Origin of the sequence: Halorubrum sp. Atlit-26R (genome assembly GCF_003666015.1) — an archaeon.
GTDB lineage: Archaea > Halobacteriota > Halobacteria > Halobacteriales > Haloferacaceae > Halorubrum.
In genome coordinates this window covers 21,692-38,804 of record NZ_QPLT01000008.1, presented here as the reverse complement: position 1 = coordinate 38,804, position 17,113 = coordinate 21,692, and the positions used below count along the sequence as shown (strand labels likewise).

At 60.5% G+C, this 17,113-nt stretch carries 9 protein-coding genes; 1 reads left to right on the top strand and 8 read right to left on the bottom strand.

Going from position 1 to position 17,113, the window contains the following annotated elements; all coding sequences use genetic code 11:
• Position 1: 1 nt before the first annotated feature.
• Positions 2-790: a hypothetical protein gene (locus tag DVK07_RS22090; RefSeq protein ID WP_147441095.1), complete on the bottom strand. Its 789-nt coding sequence runs from the start codon at positions 788-790 to the stop codon at positions 2-4.
• Positions 791-2,262: 1,472 nt separating this feature from the next.
• On the opposite strand from DVK07_RS22090, the gene DVK07_RS10150 reads away from it, so the two are divergent.
• Positions 2,263-2,994 carry a hypothetical protein gene (locus DVK07_RS10150; protein ID WP_121596948.1) on the top strand — a complete coding sequence of 244 codons (732 nt, stop codon included), beginning with the start codon at positions 2,263-2,265 and terminating at the stop codon, positions 2,992-2,994.
• Positions 2,995-3,193: 199 nt separating this feature from the next.
• On the opposite strand, the gene DVK07_RS10145 is transcribed toward DVK07_RS10150, so the two are convergent.
• The 7 genes from DVK07_RS10145 to DVK07_RS10110 all read right to left on the bottom strand — a co-directional run bounded on the left by DVK07_RS10145 (position 3,194) and on the right by DVK07_RS10110 (position 17,046).
• On the bottom strand, positions 3,194-7,861 hold the full coding sequence (locus DVK07_RS10145; RefSeq protein ID WP_121596947.1) for a TraM recognition domain-containing protein: 4,668 nt from the start codon (positions 7,859-7,861) through the stop codon (positions 3,194-3,196).
• Between the two features lie 35 nt (positions 7,862-7,896).
• Positions 7,897-9,468 (bottom strand): hypothetical protein, encoded by a 1,572-nt coding sequence (locus DVK07_RS10140; protein WP_121596946.1) that lies wholly within the window; start codon positions 9,466-9,468, stop codon positions 7,897-7,899.
• The gene (locus DVK07_RS10135; protein WP_147441094.1) at positions 9,465-11,696 is read right to left on the bottom strand and encodes a VirB4 family type IV secretion system protein; all 2,232 of its coding nucleotides are present in this window, start codon (positions 11,694-11,696) and stop codon (positions 9,465-9,467) included. Before DVK07_RS10135 ends, DVK07_RS10140 begins: the two co-directional genes overlap by 4 nt.
• A 158-nt stretch (positions 11,697-11,854) precedes the next feature.
• Positions 11,855-13,042: a hypothetical protein gene (locus DVK07_RS10130; RefSeq protein WP_147441093.1), complete on the bottom strand. Its 1,188-nt coding sequence runs from the start codon at positions 13,040-13,042 to the stop codon at positions 11,855-11,857.
• A complete protein-coding gene (locus DVK07_RS10125) occupies positions 13,039-14,406 on the bottom strand; it encodes a hypothetical protein (protein ID WP_121596943.1) in 1,368 nt (455 codons plus the stop codon). Before DVK07_RS10125 ends, DVK07_RS10130 begins: the two co-directional genes overlap by 4 nt.
• 7 nt (positions 14,407-14,413) lie before the next feature.
• Positions 14,414-16,696 carry a hypothetical protein gene (locus tag DVK07_RS22630; RefSeq protein WP_158603137.1) on the bottom strand — a complete coding sequence of 761 codons (2,283 nt, stop codon included), beginning with the start codon at positions 16,694-16,696 and terminating at the stop codon, positions 14,414-14,416.
• A complete protein-coding gene (locus tag DVK07_RS10110; RefSeq protein ID WP_121596941.1) occupies positions 16,696-17,046 on the bottom strand; it encodes a hypothetical protein in 351 nt (116 codons plus the stop codon). The genes DVK07_RS22630 and DVK07_RS10110 overlap by 1 nt, the downstream gene beginning before the upstream one ends.
• Positions 17,047-17,113: the final 67 nt, after the last annotated feature.

Sequence of the window (17,113 nt, the reverse complement as noted above, 5' to 3'; positions counted from 1 at the left end):
TCTACTTCTCCCCTCCTGTTTCCGTCTCCTCCCCATCGTGCCTGTACCCCAACGCCTCCCGTACCTCCGCCTCAAGGTCGCGATACGACTTTCGTATTTCCGACTGCCTCCTCCACAGGAGATTATGCGGCTCCTGCGTGCTTGCGACCACGTTGTCGGGGAGTTGGCTCAACAGGTCTGGTGACGCACTACCGAGAAGTAATACTGGTTTCTCAGCTGTCTCCCGTGCCACGGCTTCCAAGTGTTCGGTAATCGACTGCTCGCCGTTACTGACAGCTGAATACTCTGTATAGCCAACTGCCAGCATATCGGGCTGTAACTTGCCTACGACCTGTTCACATATCGTGCGTTCATCCAAATTCGCCCCCTTCACGGAGGGTATAATGCTGATCTGCTCTGGTAGCTTCTCTCTCATCCACTCGGCTCCGAGGGCAGTTCGCTCACACCCATCCACGCGCGAAAACGCCTCATTTGACGCTTCAACTACGCGAAACGCTGGAATGTGATAATCCGGCTCAAACGCCTCAACCCAATTCTTCTCCTCTCTCCACGAAAATACTAACTCCTCCCTACTGCCAGCATATCGCCTCGTGATGACTGTTGTCTCGTCTGGAAACCATGAGTTAACCTCTCTCCCGTAATTGGCTAATAGCCTTTTCGCCTCCCGTACTCTCAAAATGACCGCGTCCGGTCTGACTTCCTCAACGAATTCTCTGTGGCCCTCATTGCCTCCCACAATTGGAACGATCCCTGTCGCCGGTGGTCTCCGTCGTGAGACTTCACCACTCATCGCCGCAGCACCCCTGACCGCAACGTGGGACGGCGGGCTGACGCGTCTCGGCTCGGCTCCTCCGATCGCGACTCGCTCGCGGTCGGCGCTGGCGACGACGACTCGGTCTCCTCCGCGGCGGAATCAGCACGCGCGGTCGGACCTCGCTCGGTCACGCTCGAACCCCCCTCGATCCACGGTCAGATCCACGGTCCATATCACAACCCCACGTAAGGATTCTTCAAGAGTGTTTTGCTTTGAGAGAATATCGGGGGTTACGACGCGATAGGCGACGGTCCACGGGGCACGCATCATACTCGGCACTCCCTCGATCGCACTCCACTCCACACTCCACGATCACGACTCTGCGCTCCACACTCGCGATACGCTCTCTGGGGGTCAGGCTCACAACGCGGGCGACGATCCACGCTGTCGACGACGACGATCGACGGTGCGGCTTGTGCGCGACTCCACGCGCTCAACGTGCGGTGCGAACGCGACGCGATCGACGGTCGTCTCTCTCGCGAGCAACGCGAGCACTCCGCGGTCAACGCGATCAACGTGGGTCGTCTCGCGTCGCTGTTGCGGCGTCTATCGGCGGTGTCGATCCGTGGAAAATCAGGATGTGAGCGCGCACCCCACGTGCGGAAAGTTGCTGTGCTGTAACGCGCGCAAGGAAGCGCGGTCAACGTCGTCGAGACGCGGTCAACGAGCGACGCGATCAGGTGTCGAACTGCGTCGAGTCGGCTCGCGGTCAACGCGGATCACACTCGCGATCGCTCACGCGATAGCGTGAGCTCGCACTCGATGTGCGGTCATCGTCTGCGTCGTCGACGGCGACGATCCACGCGACTCATCTGGGGTTCAACTCTGCGCTGTGCGCTGCCTCGTTCCACGGTGTCGACGTCGTCGATCGTCTCATCTGTCGTCCGAGATCGTGGCGTCGTTGCGACGGTCCACGTCTCACTTTTCTCTGGTTTCTGATATAGTGCGCGAGCTCAACTTCTGGTGTCGACGGCGACGATCACGGTGCTGTTTCGAGCACGGTCAGCACACGATCTCATGTCGGGCTTCGCGTCGTTGTCTCCACGGTCCACGGTCGTCGTCTCATTGGGATCGTAGTCTGTCGATGGGCGAGGGACCCCACATCCTCTCTCACTCAACTTGGTAAGTGGGGGGTATCGCCCATATTAGTGCGGTCAAGGGGGGGATGGGGTATAGATATGGGGGGTTATACCCCACTTATTGAGTGATAGGGGGGTGGGATACGGGGCATATATAGGGGTTACTGGATGAGTGGGTACAAATTAAGCGGGTTGTTAAGTGGGTGTATTAGCCGGATCTGTAAGTGGGTACACGGTAAGTGGGTATAATAGCCCACTTAGAGAATATGTGGGTAGTCAATAATGGGGTTAATGAGTCACTTAGAGCGAGGGGCATAATCGTTAAGTGGCGGGGTTGAGTCGTGTTTTACAACGAGGGATCCAGAATCAATGGGCGTCATAATCGACCACGATTTGAGCGCGGCTGACGTGAACTTTCTGTTAACTGTCCGAAACATATTAGAAAATCCTCAAGATTACGATAATACAGAACCGGGTGAAACAGCGGCGAACGTCACGTCAATCCGGAGTGAGACTGACCTGTCGAAAACGCAGGTCGCGTACCGGTGTCGCGATGGCGATGACAGTCGTGGGTTCGGGGAGTCCGGCAAGGGGTGGCTTCGGACACACGGCCCGTCCATCGAGGGTAAACGGTTCGGTCCACGGAGTGTCGAGCTGACTGACAAGGGGTACAAGATCGTCAGCGAGATCGAGCAATCGCAGTCGTCGAACGGTGCGGAGACCGACCCGGCCAGCGGCGTGTCAGGGGAGGAGATCGCACGGATTAACGAGAAACTTTCTGACATACAAGAATCAATTGAAAATATTACCGACGATTTGGAGGGGATCCAAGAGAGTGAGACGGGCGCAGTCGACGCGGATATGGCCTCGAAGCTCAAGGCGATCTCGCGGGCGGTGCCGCAACAGCAGTTCATTTTCAGCGAGGTATTTGGGATCGATATGGAGGCAGTTCAAGAAACAGAGGTCGGCGACGAAGATGGGATTCGGCAACTTCGTGTCGCCGCGTACAACCACCTCACTCAGAGTCTCGAAGCGGACGATGGTGTTGATCTGGAAGCAGTCTTGGACGACGAAGGTGGGGTCGAATCTCCCGCCGAATAGGGTAGCGTGATCGTCTGGTTCGGAGCCGTGATTCGGGTTCCAATTCGCCTCTGATCCCTCTCGTTTACCCCTGATATTTTCTCTCGGCCCCTTTCTTGAAATTATATCACGCGAATCTCCGGTTGCTCTCGTTGTCCCTACGCGATCAACGGTGGTTCTGTGGGTAGAATAGAGACGGTCCGGGGCGGGTGGTGGGGTATTAGCTACCGACTTCGTCGTCGTCGTCCCCTCCGAAGTTCCCCATCAAGATGGAATCCTTCTCCTCCTCGACTTCCACCGATGAGCTGTCCGACTCGGCTTCTGCCTCAGCCATCCCCGCCCAATCCTCATCGTCGACCTCGTTTTGAGGTGGCTCTGTCTCCTCGCCATCAGGCTTCTCGGGCGTAAACGCGATCGCATCTCTCGCATCTTCCGTGGTTCGGACCTCTCCGCGCCCACCGTTTGAGAGGTTACGAACGGCGGATTTGAGAGCCACTTCTTGCTCCGTTGTGGGCGTGAGCTCACCATCGGCGAATGCCTGTATCGCTGCGACGGACAGGTCAACACGGTCGTCTTCGGCCACCTCCTCCGGGGTAACTTGACTGTCGCTTGTCGGCGACTCCCCGGGGGTGTTGGCTTCGCTGGGTGCCGGCTCGGTGGACGTGTCGGTCTCATCGGCTGCGTATGCGCCGACACCATCGACGGGGATGACGATCTCATTGGGGATCTCCTCGACGGGGTACTCGGGGTTCCCCTCCGCAAGCCGCTGAAGGACCGATTGGAGGATGACACTCTCGTCGACACTTATGTCGCGTCCGCCCCGGGCGATCTCGGCGACCTCCTCGGGTGTAAGCTCTAACCGGTCGTCCTTCGCGATCCGCGTCGGCGTTGGTGCCTCGTGGTATCCCGGATGTGAGAGGCCGGGGTTCTCCGGCGACGTACCGATCGTCCCTCCGCTCTCACCGGCCGTTGTATCGCGCTGCTCGGCGCGCTCATCGGATTCAGGCGACTCCTCGGGGGTTGTTGCGGTCTCGTCTTCGCCGGCCGACTCAGTCGGTTCTTCGCTCCCGGCGTCCTCATCGATCTCCTCCGGGAGTACGATTCGGTCAACCGCTTCGTCAGGCGTCGTTGCCATATAGTCCGGGTCGGCGAGAGAGTTTACAATCGTCAGTAGAATGGCCCTCTGCTGCTTGGGCGGCTTGTAGTCGTCCGCAGCGGCGTCGCTGATCTCCTCGACGGTGAGGTCAATCCGGTCGTCGCTCGCGATACGCGCCGGCGTGGGCGCTTCCTCGAAGCCCTCAACGGATGGCGCATCCGTAGTGGCGGGGTCAGCACTCGTGCCGCTCTCTGCGTCCTCGGTGGTCCCGTCTTCTTCAACAGGTTCGTCGGCGGTCGCATCTTCGACCTCGCCGGGCCCTTCGATCTCACCGGCGTCGACGTCGTCGACGGACTCGACACCGAGATGGTCGAACAGCGGGGTACACTCGCCGCGGTGGTAGAGTTGCGGCTGGTCGTACTCCTCGTTGTCTCCGTCCGGGAAGATGATGATCTCGAAGTCGTCGTTACTGGGTAGATCGTCTTCGTCTTCTGCCGTGTCGAACCGCTGTTTGGGAAGGAACGGCCCTCTAAACGGCACCCAGTTGGCCTCAAGCTCCTCTTTACTCGGGTAGAACTCTTTTTCGCCGTCGTTGTAGACGATATACTCGCCCTCACTCTCGTCATATTCGTAGTACGCGGGGACAGCAGTCTTATCCCCGTTCTGGGCGGCTTCTTCGTCCTCGAACCGACCTATCTCTCCATCTTCGGCTATCTCCTCGTTGTCGCCAGCAGCAGCGACCACTTCTCCGGTCTCTTTGTCCTTGTACCAGATCGTCCCCATGTTCCCCTGCCCTTCATCATCTTCTGGACGTCGCTCTCGGAGGGCGATCTTGTCATCATCGACCCGGTAATCACCACCCCCGTCGTTGTAGTACCGTGGATTCCCGTCGGGGCCGGGGGACTTCCTGAAAGTGATCTCATCGCTCACAATCTCTGCGCTATGGCGGGTACCTTCTGTCTCGTAGATGACCTTCTCGGCGCGCTCTCCCCAGTAGGTGAAGCTCCCGTGGTTGGCGGACCCGTCTTTCACCGCAAAGACGCACTTCTCGCCTTTCTCTCTCGCTTTTCGGAGGTTGGTGAACGTCTGGAACGGGTACTTGATTGTCGACGTTTCTGCCTCGATCGATACGTCGTCGGCGCCGGCGAAGTTCCACACGCCGGGGTACTCCTCGCGAAGCCGCTCACGACGCTCCTCCATCGCCTCCATCATCTCGTTCCGCGACTGGCCCGAGTCTACGTTGGTCACGTCGATCGGCGCCTCTGCGACGCCGTCCGGCATCTCCTCACCCTCCTGTTCGGGGAGCCACGTCACGTAGCCGATCTGCGTGAACGCCACGTAGCATTGACCGAGAATCCAGCGGTGGTCGTCGCCACCGCCGGACCCAGCACTCCCCGTGTCCTGTTGGAGTACGACTCCACGCCCCTCGGGGGTGAGCTTGATCGACGGCGTCCCACCCTTGCGTTCCCGGTCGACGTAGCTGCTGTTGATCCGCTCGTAAATGTTCGACAGCTCGGAGAGGCTGTTAATCGTCGAATCCTCAAGCCGGGCCACGAGCTCGTCTTTCGCATCGTCGGTCGGCACGTACTCATCGGCCTGCTTGCCTGCCCGAAGGCGGGCCGCGAAGATGCTCTCCAAGACCGTATCGAGATGGCGCTCGACGACGCTCTCGGCGTCGTCTGTCGTCGACGCCCCGAACGCCCCGGGTGTCTCGCCGGCACCCCCAGCGCCGCCCTCGCTGTCGGACATGGGCGTCGTCGATGCCGCGGTGGTGTCCCCACCGCCCCCGCTGTCGATGGTGGGATTCTCCGGCCCCGGGACGGCATTTTGGAGTTCGCGAGCGAAAAACAGCTTTTCCTCTTTCTCCTCGACCATCGCCATTTTCCGCCCGATACCGGTCTCCCACCGGCCCTGTCCCTCGTTGAACAGGAGATTCTGGTAGACCTCCTCGTCGGACCGGCGTTCGCGACCGACTTTCTTGAGACTCGCTTCGATCGCGGCGTCCCGGGCGTCGGCGCTACGGACGGGTGGGAACGGCGGGTGCGCGTACACACGGAACGCCTCTGACCGCTCCATGTTCTCGGAGATGGTCGTCCGCATCCAGTAGTGGTAGTTGACCTCCTCGGTCAGATCCTCGGGGTCCAGCCCCAACTGCGTACAGTAGGTCCGAGCGGATTTCTTGTCGCCCGGGTTGAACGACATGATGGTATCGCAGTTGGTCGTGATCGCGTCGATGACGTTGCTCGGGAGTTGGTCCGGGTACTGGTTGGCGAGCGTCATGGCGAGCCGATACGACCGACTCTCGGAGATCATCGCGGGGATCGTGTCGTCCGCGAGCGCGAGATTGTCAAACTCGTCCGCGAACAGGTAGAAGGGTGACCGCTGGTGTTCCGACTCGGTGGCCCGCCCGCGGATGTGCGACCACACCCGGCGGATGACCGCCATCCCGAGCATTTGCTTGAGCTCGCGCGGCTCGGAGCCCATCCGCACGATGATGATCTTGTCGTTGTCGATCGCGTCGGGGATGCTCACCCCGCCCGACCGGAAGCCAATCATCCGGCGGGCGACCGGGTTCTGGATCCACGGGAGAAACCGCCCGAGTAGCGGTTCAAGGTCGTCCTCGGGCATCTCCGCGACCGTCTCCATGTGGGGGGTGATGAACCGCATCCCGGCTTCCTTCAGCCGCGCCGTAAACTCGTGGCGTGACGCCTCCGATTTGAGGACGTAGTACATATCCACGAAGTTCATCTCGGGGGCGTCGTCCGGCGTCCGAGAGTTGTAGAGGTTCATCCCCGTGATGATCGACTGGGCAACGCGGTCCATCCGCGGCCCCCAGTAGTCGTCGTTCGCCGCGAGCATCTTCTTCAGGTCCTCGACGAGCGACGCAAGGGCGGCGTTGTACGCGTCTTCCTCGGGGTCCATGTTGAGCGAGATGAAGTTGAACCCCGAGAGATAGTCACCGGTCGCGCCCGGCTCGATCCACACCACGTCGTCAAGCCGGTGTTCCGGCATGATCTTCATCAAGCGGCGGGCGTCGTCGCCCTTCGGGTCGATGAAACACAATCCGGCGCCGGACTCGATCAGCTGCCGAGCGTCGTTCGTGAGCAGCGTGGACTTCCCGTAGCCGGTGACGCCGAAGACCGCCCGGTGGCGGAACAGGTGGTCTTTGTCGATCGACGCGTCGCGACCGTTCCGCGTGCCCTTCCCGACGAACAGCGGTGCGTCCGGGTGTTCGCGCGGGAGTTCTTCAAGGACTTCCCGGGCGCTCCCAGCGGCGTAGACTTCGCTCCCGTCGTCCCCGGCGTTCAACTCGTCCGGGTCGATCTCGTCGGGGATCCCGACCGACTGGATCTCCTCGCCGTACATCGTGTTTCGGTCGCGCTCGGTGTAGGCGTAGTCGAACTCCGGGAGTTGTGAGAGAGCGTTTTCGACCCGGACGAGTTCGCGCTGGATCGATTGGAGTTGCGATCTGGTCGTGTTCTTGGGGAGGCGATCAAGGGTGACAAAGTCCTTGAGTCGCCGTAGATCGTAGGCGATGCGGTCAGTCGTCGGGTTCTCGTCCGGGGGTGTCCACGTCGGGGATTCACCGTCGACTGTCACGTCGTCGACGGCGCTGAGTACGGTGGCGACGTACTCGATCAACTCCTGCCGGTTGTCGATGCTGAGGCGGCGACTCTCGACCTGCTCCGCGGTCTCCTCGACCTTGCGGCGGAAAGTCACCAGATGATGTTCACTCACGTACTCTGCGTTCTCGTCGTTGTCGTCGTCTGAGCCGAGTATTCTGTCGAACATGGGTTGTCGGTATCTGCTCTAAAATGCGATGGGGATCAGAAGTCGCTGCGGCGGTTGTCTCCCCACACGCTTTCTTCGTCGTCCTCGTCGTCTTCGTCGTCCTCGCCACTCGCACCGGCGTCTGCGCCGGCATCGGGGCTGGCCCAGCCTGCTTTGTCGTCGTCTCCCCCGAATATGGGATCGGAGTCACCTCTCCCGTCCGGGTCTGGGTCTGGGTCTCCAACTGTGGCGTCCTTGCGCCGGTCTCCGGCAGGGTCGGGTGAACGACCCTCTGCCGATGGGGTACTGTGAGTCCCGGTAGAGGCTTCACCGCCACTTTCGGGGTCCGGTGACGGACTGGGACCGCTGTCCGGCGTACTGGATCGGTAACTTCCAGAACCGCCGAAGGTCGCCTCGCTGTATCCAGTATCCTCGTTCTCGTCTACCTGTTCGACGTCGTCCTGTTGTTCGGATTCGGCGGGGATCCCCGGGCCGGTCTGCTGTTTCGCCCAATCGACGACGGGCGTGTTGATGCTGTCGTTGGGGATGTGGGCGATTGACCCGAGCGCGCTCACCGTTTGGAGGACGGCGGGCTGTCCGGGACCGAGTTTGAGCCGCTGGCTCCACGGGACTGAGTGGGTCCGCTCGGCCATCTCCCGGAGGTGGTGTGGGATCTCGTCGGGGCCGATCGCGACGGGGTCAAGCCCCTGCTCGGTGAACGAGTTGTAATACTTCTCGAAGTCGCTTGCGACGGTGTTACACCGCCGCTCGGCAATCTCCTTGTGCGGCGAGATCGCCAGCACGCGGACGGTGAAATAGTAGCCTTTGGCGCCGTGGAGCTTGTCGATGATCTTCGCGGTCCGACTCCGCTTGGCACCGGGGTCGCGCAGGTCGTAGCCTTCGACCATGTTGCCGACGACCTCGCCCTCTTTGATCTTGGCGGCAGCGTCGGTGACGTTGAGGCCGTAGGGGCGGCGCTTGGTCCACACGTCGCGTGCGGGCTCGAACACGGTCTGGACCATGACGCGACAGTCCTCTGCGAGCACGCGCTGGCCGCTGCTGGTCTGGTCTTCCTCGACGACCATGTCGGAGGTAATGTCACCGTAGGGGTCGACCTCGAAGTCCTCCTCTGCGATTTTACACTTGATGGGGTAGTAGAACGGCTGTTTCAGCCGCATCTTTGCCATCGCGATGTGGTCACCGCGATCGAGGGTGGGGAACTGCTTGTTGGCCTCGCTGATCTGGGCGTCGGGGTAGTTTTTCCGGAGTTGACGCTCGAACTGGTTGGCGTCGACGCGGGTGTCGGGCTTGAAAAAGAATTGGAGCTTCCCACCGTCGTAGACCATCTCGTGACTGTGGATGTGCGAGTCGGTGGAGACGAGTTTGAAGCGCCCGACTCCAATTCCGGTCTCGTGCGGGTCGTGGATGGTCTCGTAGAGGTTGATACTGGCGTCCATCCCGGTGTTTTCCCGCGGCGGCCGGACGCGAAGGCGGGGCCCGGAGTCGGCTTCCGCGGTCGCGATCCCCTCGTTAAACTCGTCGTAGAGGTCTTCGCCCACTTGGACCGCGGGGTACTGGCTCTCGTCGCTCACCAGCGATCTCTTGATCGTGTCGACGATGCCGCTCATCGCTCAACACCTCCGTCCGCGCTCGGCGTCTTCTCGGGTTCGTCCGCCGCGGGCTCCCGTCGTGTGGTGTTGGCGGCACCCCACGCCGTCTCGCCGGGACTCACGTCGCCGTTGGAGACGGCTGCTGCCTCTACGGTGTCGCGCTCGTAGCCGGGGAGTTCGTGGAGCGGGTCGCCGGCATCCCACTCGCTCATCGCAAGCTCCTCGTCACGGAGGACGACTTCCAACTTCCGGAAGTCGCCGCCCACACCAAGGAGGGCGTCGGCGTACCCGCGTTCGGGGTCGCCCGCCTGCGCTTCCTGCGTCACGAATTGGTACTGACGGCGCGAGAACCCGAGACTGTCGGCAGGCCCTTCGCTCATGCCCTCGTATCGCTGTGCGAGGGTGAACGCACACGCGTCAAGGATAGCCTCGGCTTCGGGCCGCTGGAAAAACTCGTGGGCCGTCTGGGTCATGATCCACGGCGAAATGTCGTGGTGACGGTGGTGCCGGAACAGGTTTTCAATCGAGTGGATGTTCGCCACGTCGCGGATGAAGTAGCGGAACTCGTCCATCGCGACGATGACCTTCTTGTCGGTCTCCTTCGCCATCTCGTAGACCTTCTCCAACAGTATGTGCATCGTAAGAACGGCCTTCTCCGATACACTCCCCTCGCTCTGACCGAGGTCCAGATAGACCATGTCCTCGCCGCGGATACTGAAGTCGGTCTGTTCACCGAAGTTAGCGTAGGCTCCCGCCCGTTCCCCGCCGTCACGGGTGTCGAAGTTCTTGAATTGCTCGTAGAGCCACGTCGCGCTCTCCCGTAGGTTGTCGACGCTCTGCTCGGAGTCGACGAAGTCCTCCGGCGATTCCATCCGGGGTTTCAGCTGGTCGTGGCGAACGTCCCGGAGGGTTGGCGACTCCTTGCTGTGGGTCGATAGGTCAGTCGTGATTCCGGCGTCGTAGAACGCGTCGCTCACGACTTCTTCACACAGGGTGCGGTGTTCCGCGAATTTCTGGGACAGGCCGCGAGTGTCGAAGTAGTTTTCGAGGAACGCGATTGCCGACTCGATCGTACTCCCAAGAGGGTCCTCGTCGTCCGCAAGCTCGTCCCACTTGTCTTCGGGGAGGCCGTTGATCTCAAGCGGGTTGATCCCGCGGTCCCCGCCGACGGTGATGTGTTCCGCGCCGTGTGCCTTCGCGAGCCCTTCCCAGTTGCCCATCGGCTCGATGATCACGCTGATCACGTCGTCGCGCTGGGTCTGGATACGGTTCATTAGCGCCTTCCCGGTCGTGGACTTCCCACCGCCCGGTTCGGCCAACTGGAACATGGCGTTCCCGGTGTCGCTGCTGGTCCACACGTCCTCGAATACCGGGAGCTTGGTGCCTTTGTGCCGACCAAACTCGACGCCGTTCGGATCGACTTCTGTCGGGCTCACGAAGCTCGCGTAAGCGGCTCCGAACACGCCGCTCATCGCGGTAGCGCGATAGATTTCCGGATTCGACAACCCGAGGGTATCTTCACCGATGGGAGACACCGACTGAAGCGCCTCTGTCTGCCGGCCGAGGGCCGTCTTGACGCTCAACTGCGTACTCTCATCCGCCAGCGCCCGGCGGAGTTTGGCCTTCGCCTCGTCCAATTCTTCGACGGTATCGCCGCGAACACTAATGTAGAGACTCGTTTTGTAGACTGCTGTCCCCTCTTGAGCGACCTCGTAGAGTGAATTGAACTTCTGCTCTCGCTCGGCGTGTTTCGTGATCGTCGCTCCATCTGCGTTCTGCTTCTCGGCTTTCGCGTCGTTGCTTTCGGCCCGGAAGCGCGCCTTCGCCCGGTTCTGGTTCTCCCGGTCGAAATACATCGTCACGTCGAATTGGACGTCGGTCGTGCTGAAGATCGGGCTCAGGAACCCGTCGACCGGCGTTTCCGGAAAGGCGCTCGCCGGGACGTAAAACGTCTGAACGTATTGCTCACCGACGAGCGGGTGACGCGGGTCGTTCTCGATCCCGCTGGCCGAAAGGAGCGATTTGTGTTCCTCGCTGATCTCCCGAACGATCCGACCGGAACCGCTGTCTGTCTCGCCCGGGCCGGTCTCCTCCCCGATCGCGGACTCCGACTCATCATCACCGTAGGCGCGCTTGTTCTCCTCCATGACCGACGAGAGATCGAGATCCTTCACCTCTCCTTCCTCGGCCGCTCCGCTCACGGAGGTGGTTTCGTCGCCTCGGGAGCGTAGTTGCGCGTACACCATGAACAGCGCGGCCCCTCCAATCACCCCTGCGAATAGGAGTTGAGAGGGGGACCCGACCGCTTGCGATACCTGCTCGAACATGGGTAGCCGGGCGAGCGTCTGGTTCCAGATACCGGGTGGAATAACCGCCGGCACACCGACTGCGGGGGTCCCCGCGGTCATTTCGTCTCACCCTCACTACGGAGCGACACGCCGCCGCTACCCATCGGTCCGTCTGCCCCGAGGTCGGTGTCACGCCGGCTGCTCCCGACGACAGTTTTCGTGTTGATTGCCGATTCGACACCGTGGAGCTCCGTCTGGTTCCCGTTGAACTGCCGCGCTAACATGATCATGATCTCTGCTGCGGTCAACCGGTCTGGGTCGTAGCCTTCGGTCTGTGCGATTAGCTCGTTCTTCACCGACTGGACACGGTCGTCTAAGCGGTCAACCATTTCCTCGCGAATCTCCTCATCGGTCATGTCGACCGCCTCGTCGCTTCGGAGGCGCTGGATAAGCGGGCCGACGATCGGGGCAGTAGACGCCTGCTCGACCGGCGTCTCCTCGTTAGCGTACTTCTGAAGTACGTCATTGCGGGAGACGGAGACGACGATGAAGTACCGGACTTCCTGCGTGCCACGCTCCTTGATTTCGTCGGGCCGGTTCTCCCGGTAGTCACGGAGAAGTTCCCGAGCGCCCTTCTTGGTCCGGTCCGGGTCGTCAGGCTCGTCGAATCCGGCTTCCAGCCGGTCGTCCAGCCGCTCGATTATCTCATCGAACTTGAACTGTTGCGTCGTTGCGTGGACCTTGACCTCCTCGGAGACCTCTCGGTCAGCGAAGTTCGCTCCGATTTCCTGCTTTGTTGCCCACTCCGCCGGCGGGGCAAAGTCCATGTTGTCGCCGTGGACCTCGATCATCGCCTCCATCTTCCCGCCCTTCGTCAGTACGGCGTCGGCTCCCGGGAGGGCGAGTTTGACGCTTGTGAGGTCCTGTGTCCGCGTGTCCGGTTGGAGCGGGGTGTAGCTCACGATACCCCCCTCGTTCCGCTTCCCGCCGTCCGTGGCGTAGTGCGGGTCTGAGGCCGAGTAGATATATTTCGGCTCGCTCAGATAACTCAGACCGTCTTTGAGCGCCTGCCACACCGAAAGGTGGCTCGGGGTGGAGTAGACGACGATCACTCCGATGAACGTCCCGAAGATGATCCCGGGGATCCTGAACAACGCGCCGAGTTGGCTCGCCAAGAGGTACCCCACGGCCGCAGCTCCTCCGGTGAAGATGACACTACTCTTTTTCCACCCGACAAGCGGGACGCGTCCCTCATCGCCTGACTCGTTGATAACTGCTGATTTTGCTGGTTCAGTTCCGCTCATGGTTTCCTCCGGTTGCTACCGAAGCCCCAAACTGCGTTGGTCGCCCGATCTTTCCCTGTTTCAACTGCGCTTTTCGCAGATGATGTGACCGATTCTGCTTTGTCCTCGAAGTTGCCCATAGCCTCCTCCATCGAGGATCGCATATCGTCTCCCTCTCGCGGAACGATGGTGTCACCGGCACCGTAAGCAAGGGCACGTCCCGTACTTCTCCGCCCGATCAGGAGGGCACGCCCTGCTGCCGGGGCGCCTCCCATCGTGAGGCCGAGTGCGGCTGCGCCCTTCGCTCCGCTCCCGATGATCGAAGCTGCCGTCTGGTTGGCCGACTTGAATAGCGCCCAGATCGCGAACAGCACGATGATCCCAAATCCAAGGAATATGACCGGCCCAAGGATTGTCGTAGACGCGACGTATCCCGCCCCGACGTAGAGGCCGTACTGCGAGCTCCCGTCAAGTGGAACCGCGCCGAGACTTTGGAATGGGATCGACACGATCGCCAGCGGTAACGGCATCAGAACCAGCGGGAGGAACTTCTTGAGTAGGTTCTGACAGAGGTCGTCCAACATTGGAATGTTGGAGTACCACCCGGCTATCAGGAGTGGTCCGCCGACCAAGTACGCGGCTACCATGAACCGCTGAAGTTGAAGCAGCGCGATTATCAGGAGCCACACGAGAATCCCGCCAATCGTGATTAAGCCGGTGATTGGGCCCCCGAGGAACGCTGAGATGGATACGACCAGTAGCCCCGCAAACTGCTTGTAAATTTCAGGGGAGAGCGCGATCGTGATCCCGTAGGCCAACTGGATGAAAAACAGGGCTAACGGGAACCACATCACGATGAGCGCCAAGCCCTCGACTAAGCTTTTCTTGTCATTTGAGGATGCTCCAAACCGGAACATCCCGAGCGTTGTAGCCACGAGATACGCGACTACAAGCGTTAACACCGCCAACGCCGCTATGTCTGCTTCGCCGCTTCCCGGCCACGTTCTCTCCCACGCCATGTGGGTCAACTGCCCGAAGAGAGCCCCTGTCTTTGGTTCCCCGAACGCGAGAGGGCCGGTGGTCTCGGGCGGTTTGACCGAGAACACCTGCGCGCCGAGGTCGGTGAATGTGTCCGCAGCGGAAGTCATGAAGTCGTTGCCGATCGTGTCGATCAGCGCCGACCCGGGGTTGTCGAGAAACCCAGTTGAGTCTACGTTGCCTGCCGCATCCTGTAAGACCTCCTCCTTTGTCGGATCGACTGTCTCGTTTGCTGCCTGTTCATCTTCATCGTACTGGCGAACGACTGTATCGCTGAGGCCGCTACCGTCTACTGACGCGCTCTCAGCGGTAGTCTGCCCGCCTTGGCTGTGGTGTTTTGATTTCATCTCTGGGTTACTCTATCGCTGGCCTCCATCCGCGGAGGATACTCGCAACCTTCCGGACGATCAGAAGCGGGATGACGATGTAGTAAATCGTCTCCTCGATCAGCCGCACAAAGGCGTCACCTTCCGTGAATTGGCTGATCGCGAACGTTTCCCGGGCTGAACTCCGTGGGGTCTCTGCCTCTCCCCACGGCGCAGGTTCGTACCTGATCTCGCCGTTCCCGTAGGTCTCCATCTCGTACTCTCCGGTTCCGTCCTCGGAGATTTCGATCGACTTCTCCCGGACGCCGGAGAGTCCGTAGACGGTCCCTGCGAGCTCACTCCCCGGGATTGGTTCCCCAGTTCGACCGTCTTTGATCGTGACCTCTACGACTGGTCCTGTCTCGGTATCACTCTCCTCTGTCTCTATCGTAACTGGCCGAATTTCGACTTCTGAGATTTCGTCACTACTAATCTCTATCCCCGATCCCGGGACGATGCCGTTGATTGTGACTCCGCCGTCAACGTCTGTCGTGTGGGGCGTGACAGCCTTCTCCGGCACGCGGTAGGTCGTCACACCAGCACCCACTCCCGGTGGGTGTGGATCATCACTCCGGTCGCCTCGCTCGTCGTACTCCACGTCCGGCTCGTCCACTACCGCGTTATCCGGGTTGACGCTCGACGTGTCTGCCGACGCCGCGTGCGTCTGGACTGGGTTCAACACCGACCGTACCGTCGTATCCTCGGTGTCGGTACTGATCGTCGTGTTGTCCCACTCTGTATCGCGAGCGGTGTAGAAGTCCCACCCGTAGCGGACGCGCTGTTGCTCTCCACTCCGGGCGTCCTCCACCGTGTACCCGGCGATCGGGTCTTCGGAACGGACCTGAACGTAGTCCGCGCCGTCTGTGGCTGACCCGACAACCACATCGGGCTTCTCAGGGTCGTAGACCTCTACGTCGACGGTGTCTCGGAGGATTTCCGTGTTCTCGACTGTCTCGAACGTGACCGCGGTGTATTGGACGGTGACGGATCCCAGATCAACGAAGGGGTTTTCATTTCCATCGTCGTCATCATCATCGTCGTCATCGTCATCATCGTCATCATCGTCACTATCTCCGCCGTCACTACCTCCGCCGTCACTACCTCCGCCGTCACTACCTCCGCCGTCACCCCCGCTACTCCCACCCCCACCGCCGCAACCACCGACCCCGGGGGGTGCGCCCGGGATACACTCCCGTTTTGATTCTCCTTCTAACGCATCCCTTTGACTGGTGGGGTTAGTGAAATGATCTATACCAGCTGCGCCTTGTGCTTGAACGCCTCGGGGTGAAACACCGGAATCTGAAACGCTAAATATCCCGTAGTTGCTGTCTACATCGATTATATTGACTCCGATTGTCTGTCCGTAGTCTTCGTCAGCCGACTCGCGAGCATCGACGTAGTTCTGTACGTCGGTCAGATCATCTATATCAACTGACCCGACTTCTGAGAGCTTGATAACTCCCAAGTCGTAGGTCCGTTCTGTGGTTGTTTCCACCCTGACTTCATACTCCGTGTGAAGCTCCGACTCGACCGTCAGTTCCTCTGTTTCAGCGTCGATTTTGTCATATTGGAGTGCTGCTGTCCGGGTGTTTTCTGCCGTGTCGATCACTTCTCCGTCCACGATGAGCCGGGTCTCGTTTATCGGGGATGCTTGCCGTGTCGCGGTTACATCAACGTCAGTAACCACTTTGTCGTCCTCGAACCCCGAGTCGTACTCTGGTTCTTCGGGACGGAAGTCGGTCAGGGAGCGAACCGTCCCTGACTCGGCAATGTACCGCGTCGGGTTTCCGCTGTCATGGACGGTTGTCGACGGCCCGACGGAGAAAATCGTCGCGTGGGCGTCTTCGATCATCGGTCGGTCGACCGGGTCCACGGACTCCGGATACACCGACGTATCGTGGTACTCGGCGTCTTCAATCACTTCCGCGGACGTCAGCACTTCGGAGTTCCATTTCTGCGGCAGGCCTCTTGGCGTAGCTGAGGTTTCGGAACGTGCGACGAACGTCTTGACTGTGGAGGCTGAGGCTCCTTCTTCGCCAATTCTCGCACGTTCGGTCGTCGTGTTTGAGATGAACTGAATCCACTCTGGACTTGTCGCATCACCCCACAACGAGACGAACGTCCCGGCATCGAGGCCGTGAATCGTGCCGGTGTACCCGAGGTCGACCCCCTCGGTATCGTTGTCGGCCGCTACTGAGCCCACCGAAGCTGAAACGACAAGAGTCACTAACCCGAGGCACGCCACCGCGGCAAGTACCCGACGCTTGTCCATCAGAACGGAACGAGGTCGATACAGGAGGCGAAGTCCCAACCGACCGCGCTACCGAACGCGGTGATCCCCGGGCCGATTAGGATCAGCTGTAGGAGTCCGCCCCAGAGCTTCTTTTTATGCTGCTTGATCTGTTTCTGCCGCTCCGGCCCGAATGCGAACATCTCCATGACGGCGTCAAGCTGGTACAGAGCGACGAAAATTACGACCGCGGAGAGGGTCGTGAAATTCACGAACGTCTGGAATAGGTTTTCCAAGAAGCTCGACTCACAGACCAGCCCGTCCTGCGCTGCCGCGGGCGAGACTGCGACGGTCAGGAGTAGCACGGTCGCTACCCCACCGATCCGGGCCATCCGCCGGAGTCTGCTTCCTCCGGGATTTTCGTTCGTCTCGTCGGTACTACTCTCGGCAGTCTGCGTC

Bases quoted from the DNA above. Each gene is read 5' to 3' on its own strand.
- DVK07_RS22090 (WP_147441095.1), bottom strand. From the start codon at position 790: ATGAGTGGTGAAGTCTCACGACGGAGACCACCGGCGACAGGGATCGTT.
- DVK07_RS10150 (WP_121596948.1), top strand. From the start codon at position 2,263: ATGGGCGTCATAATCGACCACGATTTGAGCGCGGCTGACGTGAACTTT.
- DVK07_RS10145 (WP_121596947.1), bottom strand. From the start codon at position 7,861: ATGTTCGACAGAATACTCGGCTCAGACGACGACAACGACGAGAACGCA.
- DVK07_RS10140 (WP_121596946.1), bottom strand. From the start codon at position 9,468: ATGAGCGGCATCGTCGACACGATCAAGAGATCGCTGGTGAGCGACGAG.
- DVK07_RS10135 (WP_147441094.1), bottom strand. From the start codon at position 11,696: ATGGTGTACGCGCAACTACGCTCCCGAGGCGACGAAACCACCTCCGTG.
- DVK07_RS10130 (WP_147441093.1), bottom strand. From the start codon at position 13,042: ATGAGCGGAACTGAACCAGCAAAATCAGCAGTTATCAACGAGTCAGGC.
- DVK07_RS10125 (WP_121596943.1), bottom strand. From the start codon at position 14,406: ATGAAATCAAAACACCACAGCCAAGGCGGGCAGACTACCGCTGAGAGC.
- DVK07_RS22630 (WP_158603137.1), bottom strand. From the start codon at position 16,696: ATGGACAAGCGTCGGGTACTTGCCGCGGTGGCGTGCCTCGGGTTAGTG.
- DVK07_RS10110 (WP_121596941.1), bottom strand. From the start codon at position 17,046: ATGGCCCGGATCGGTGGGGTAGCGACCGTGCTACTCCTGACCGTCGCA.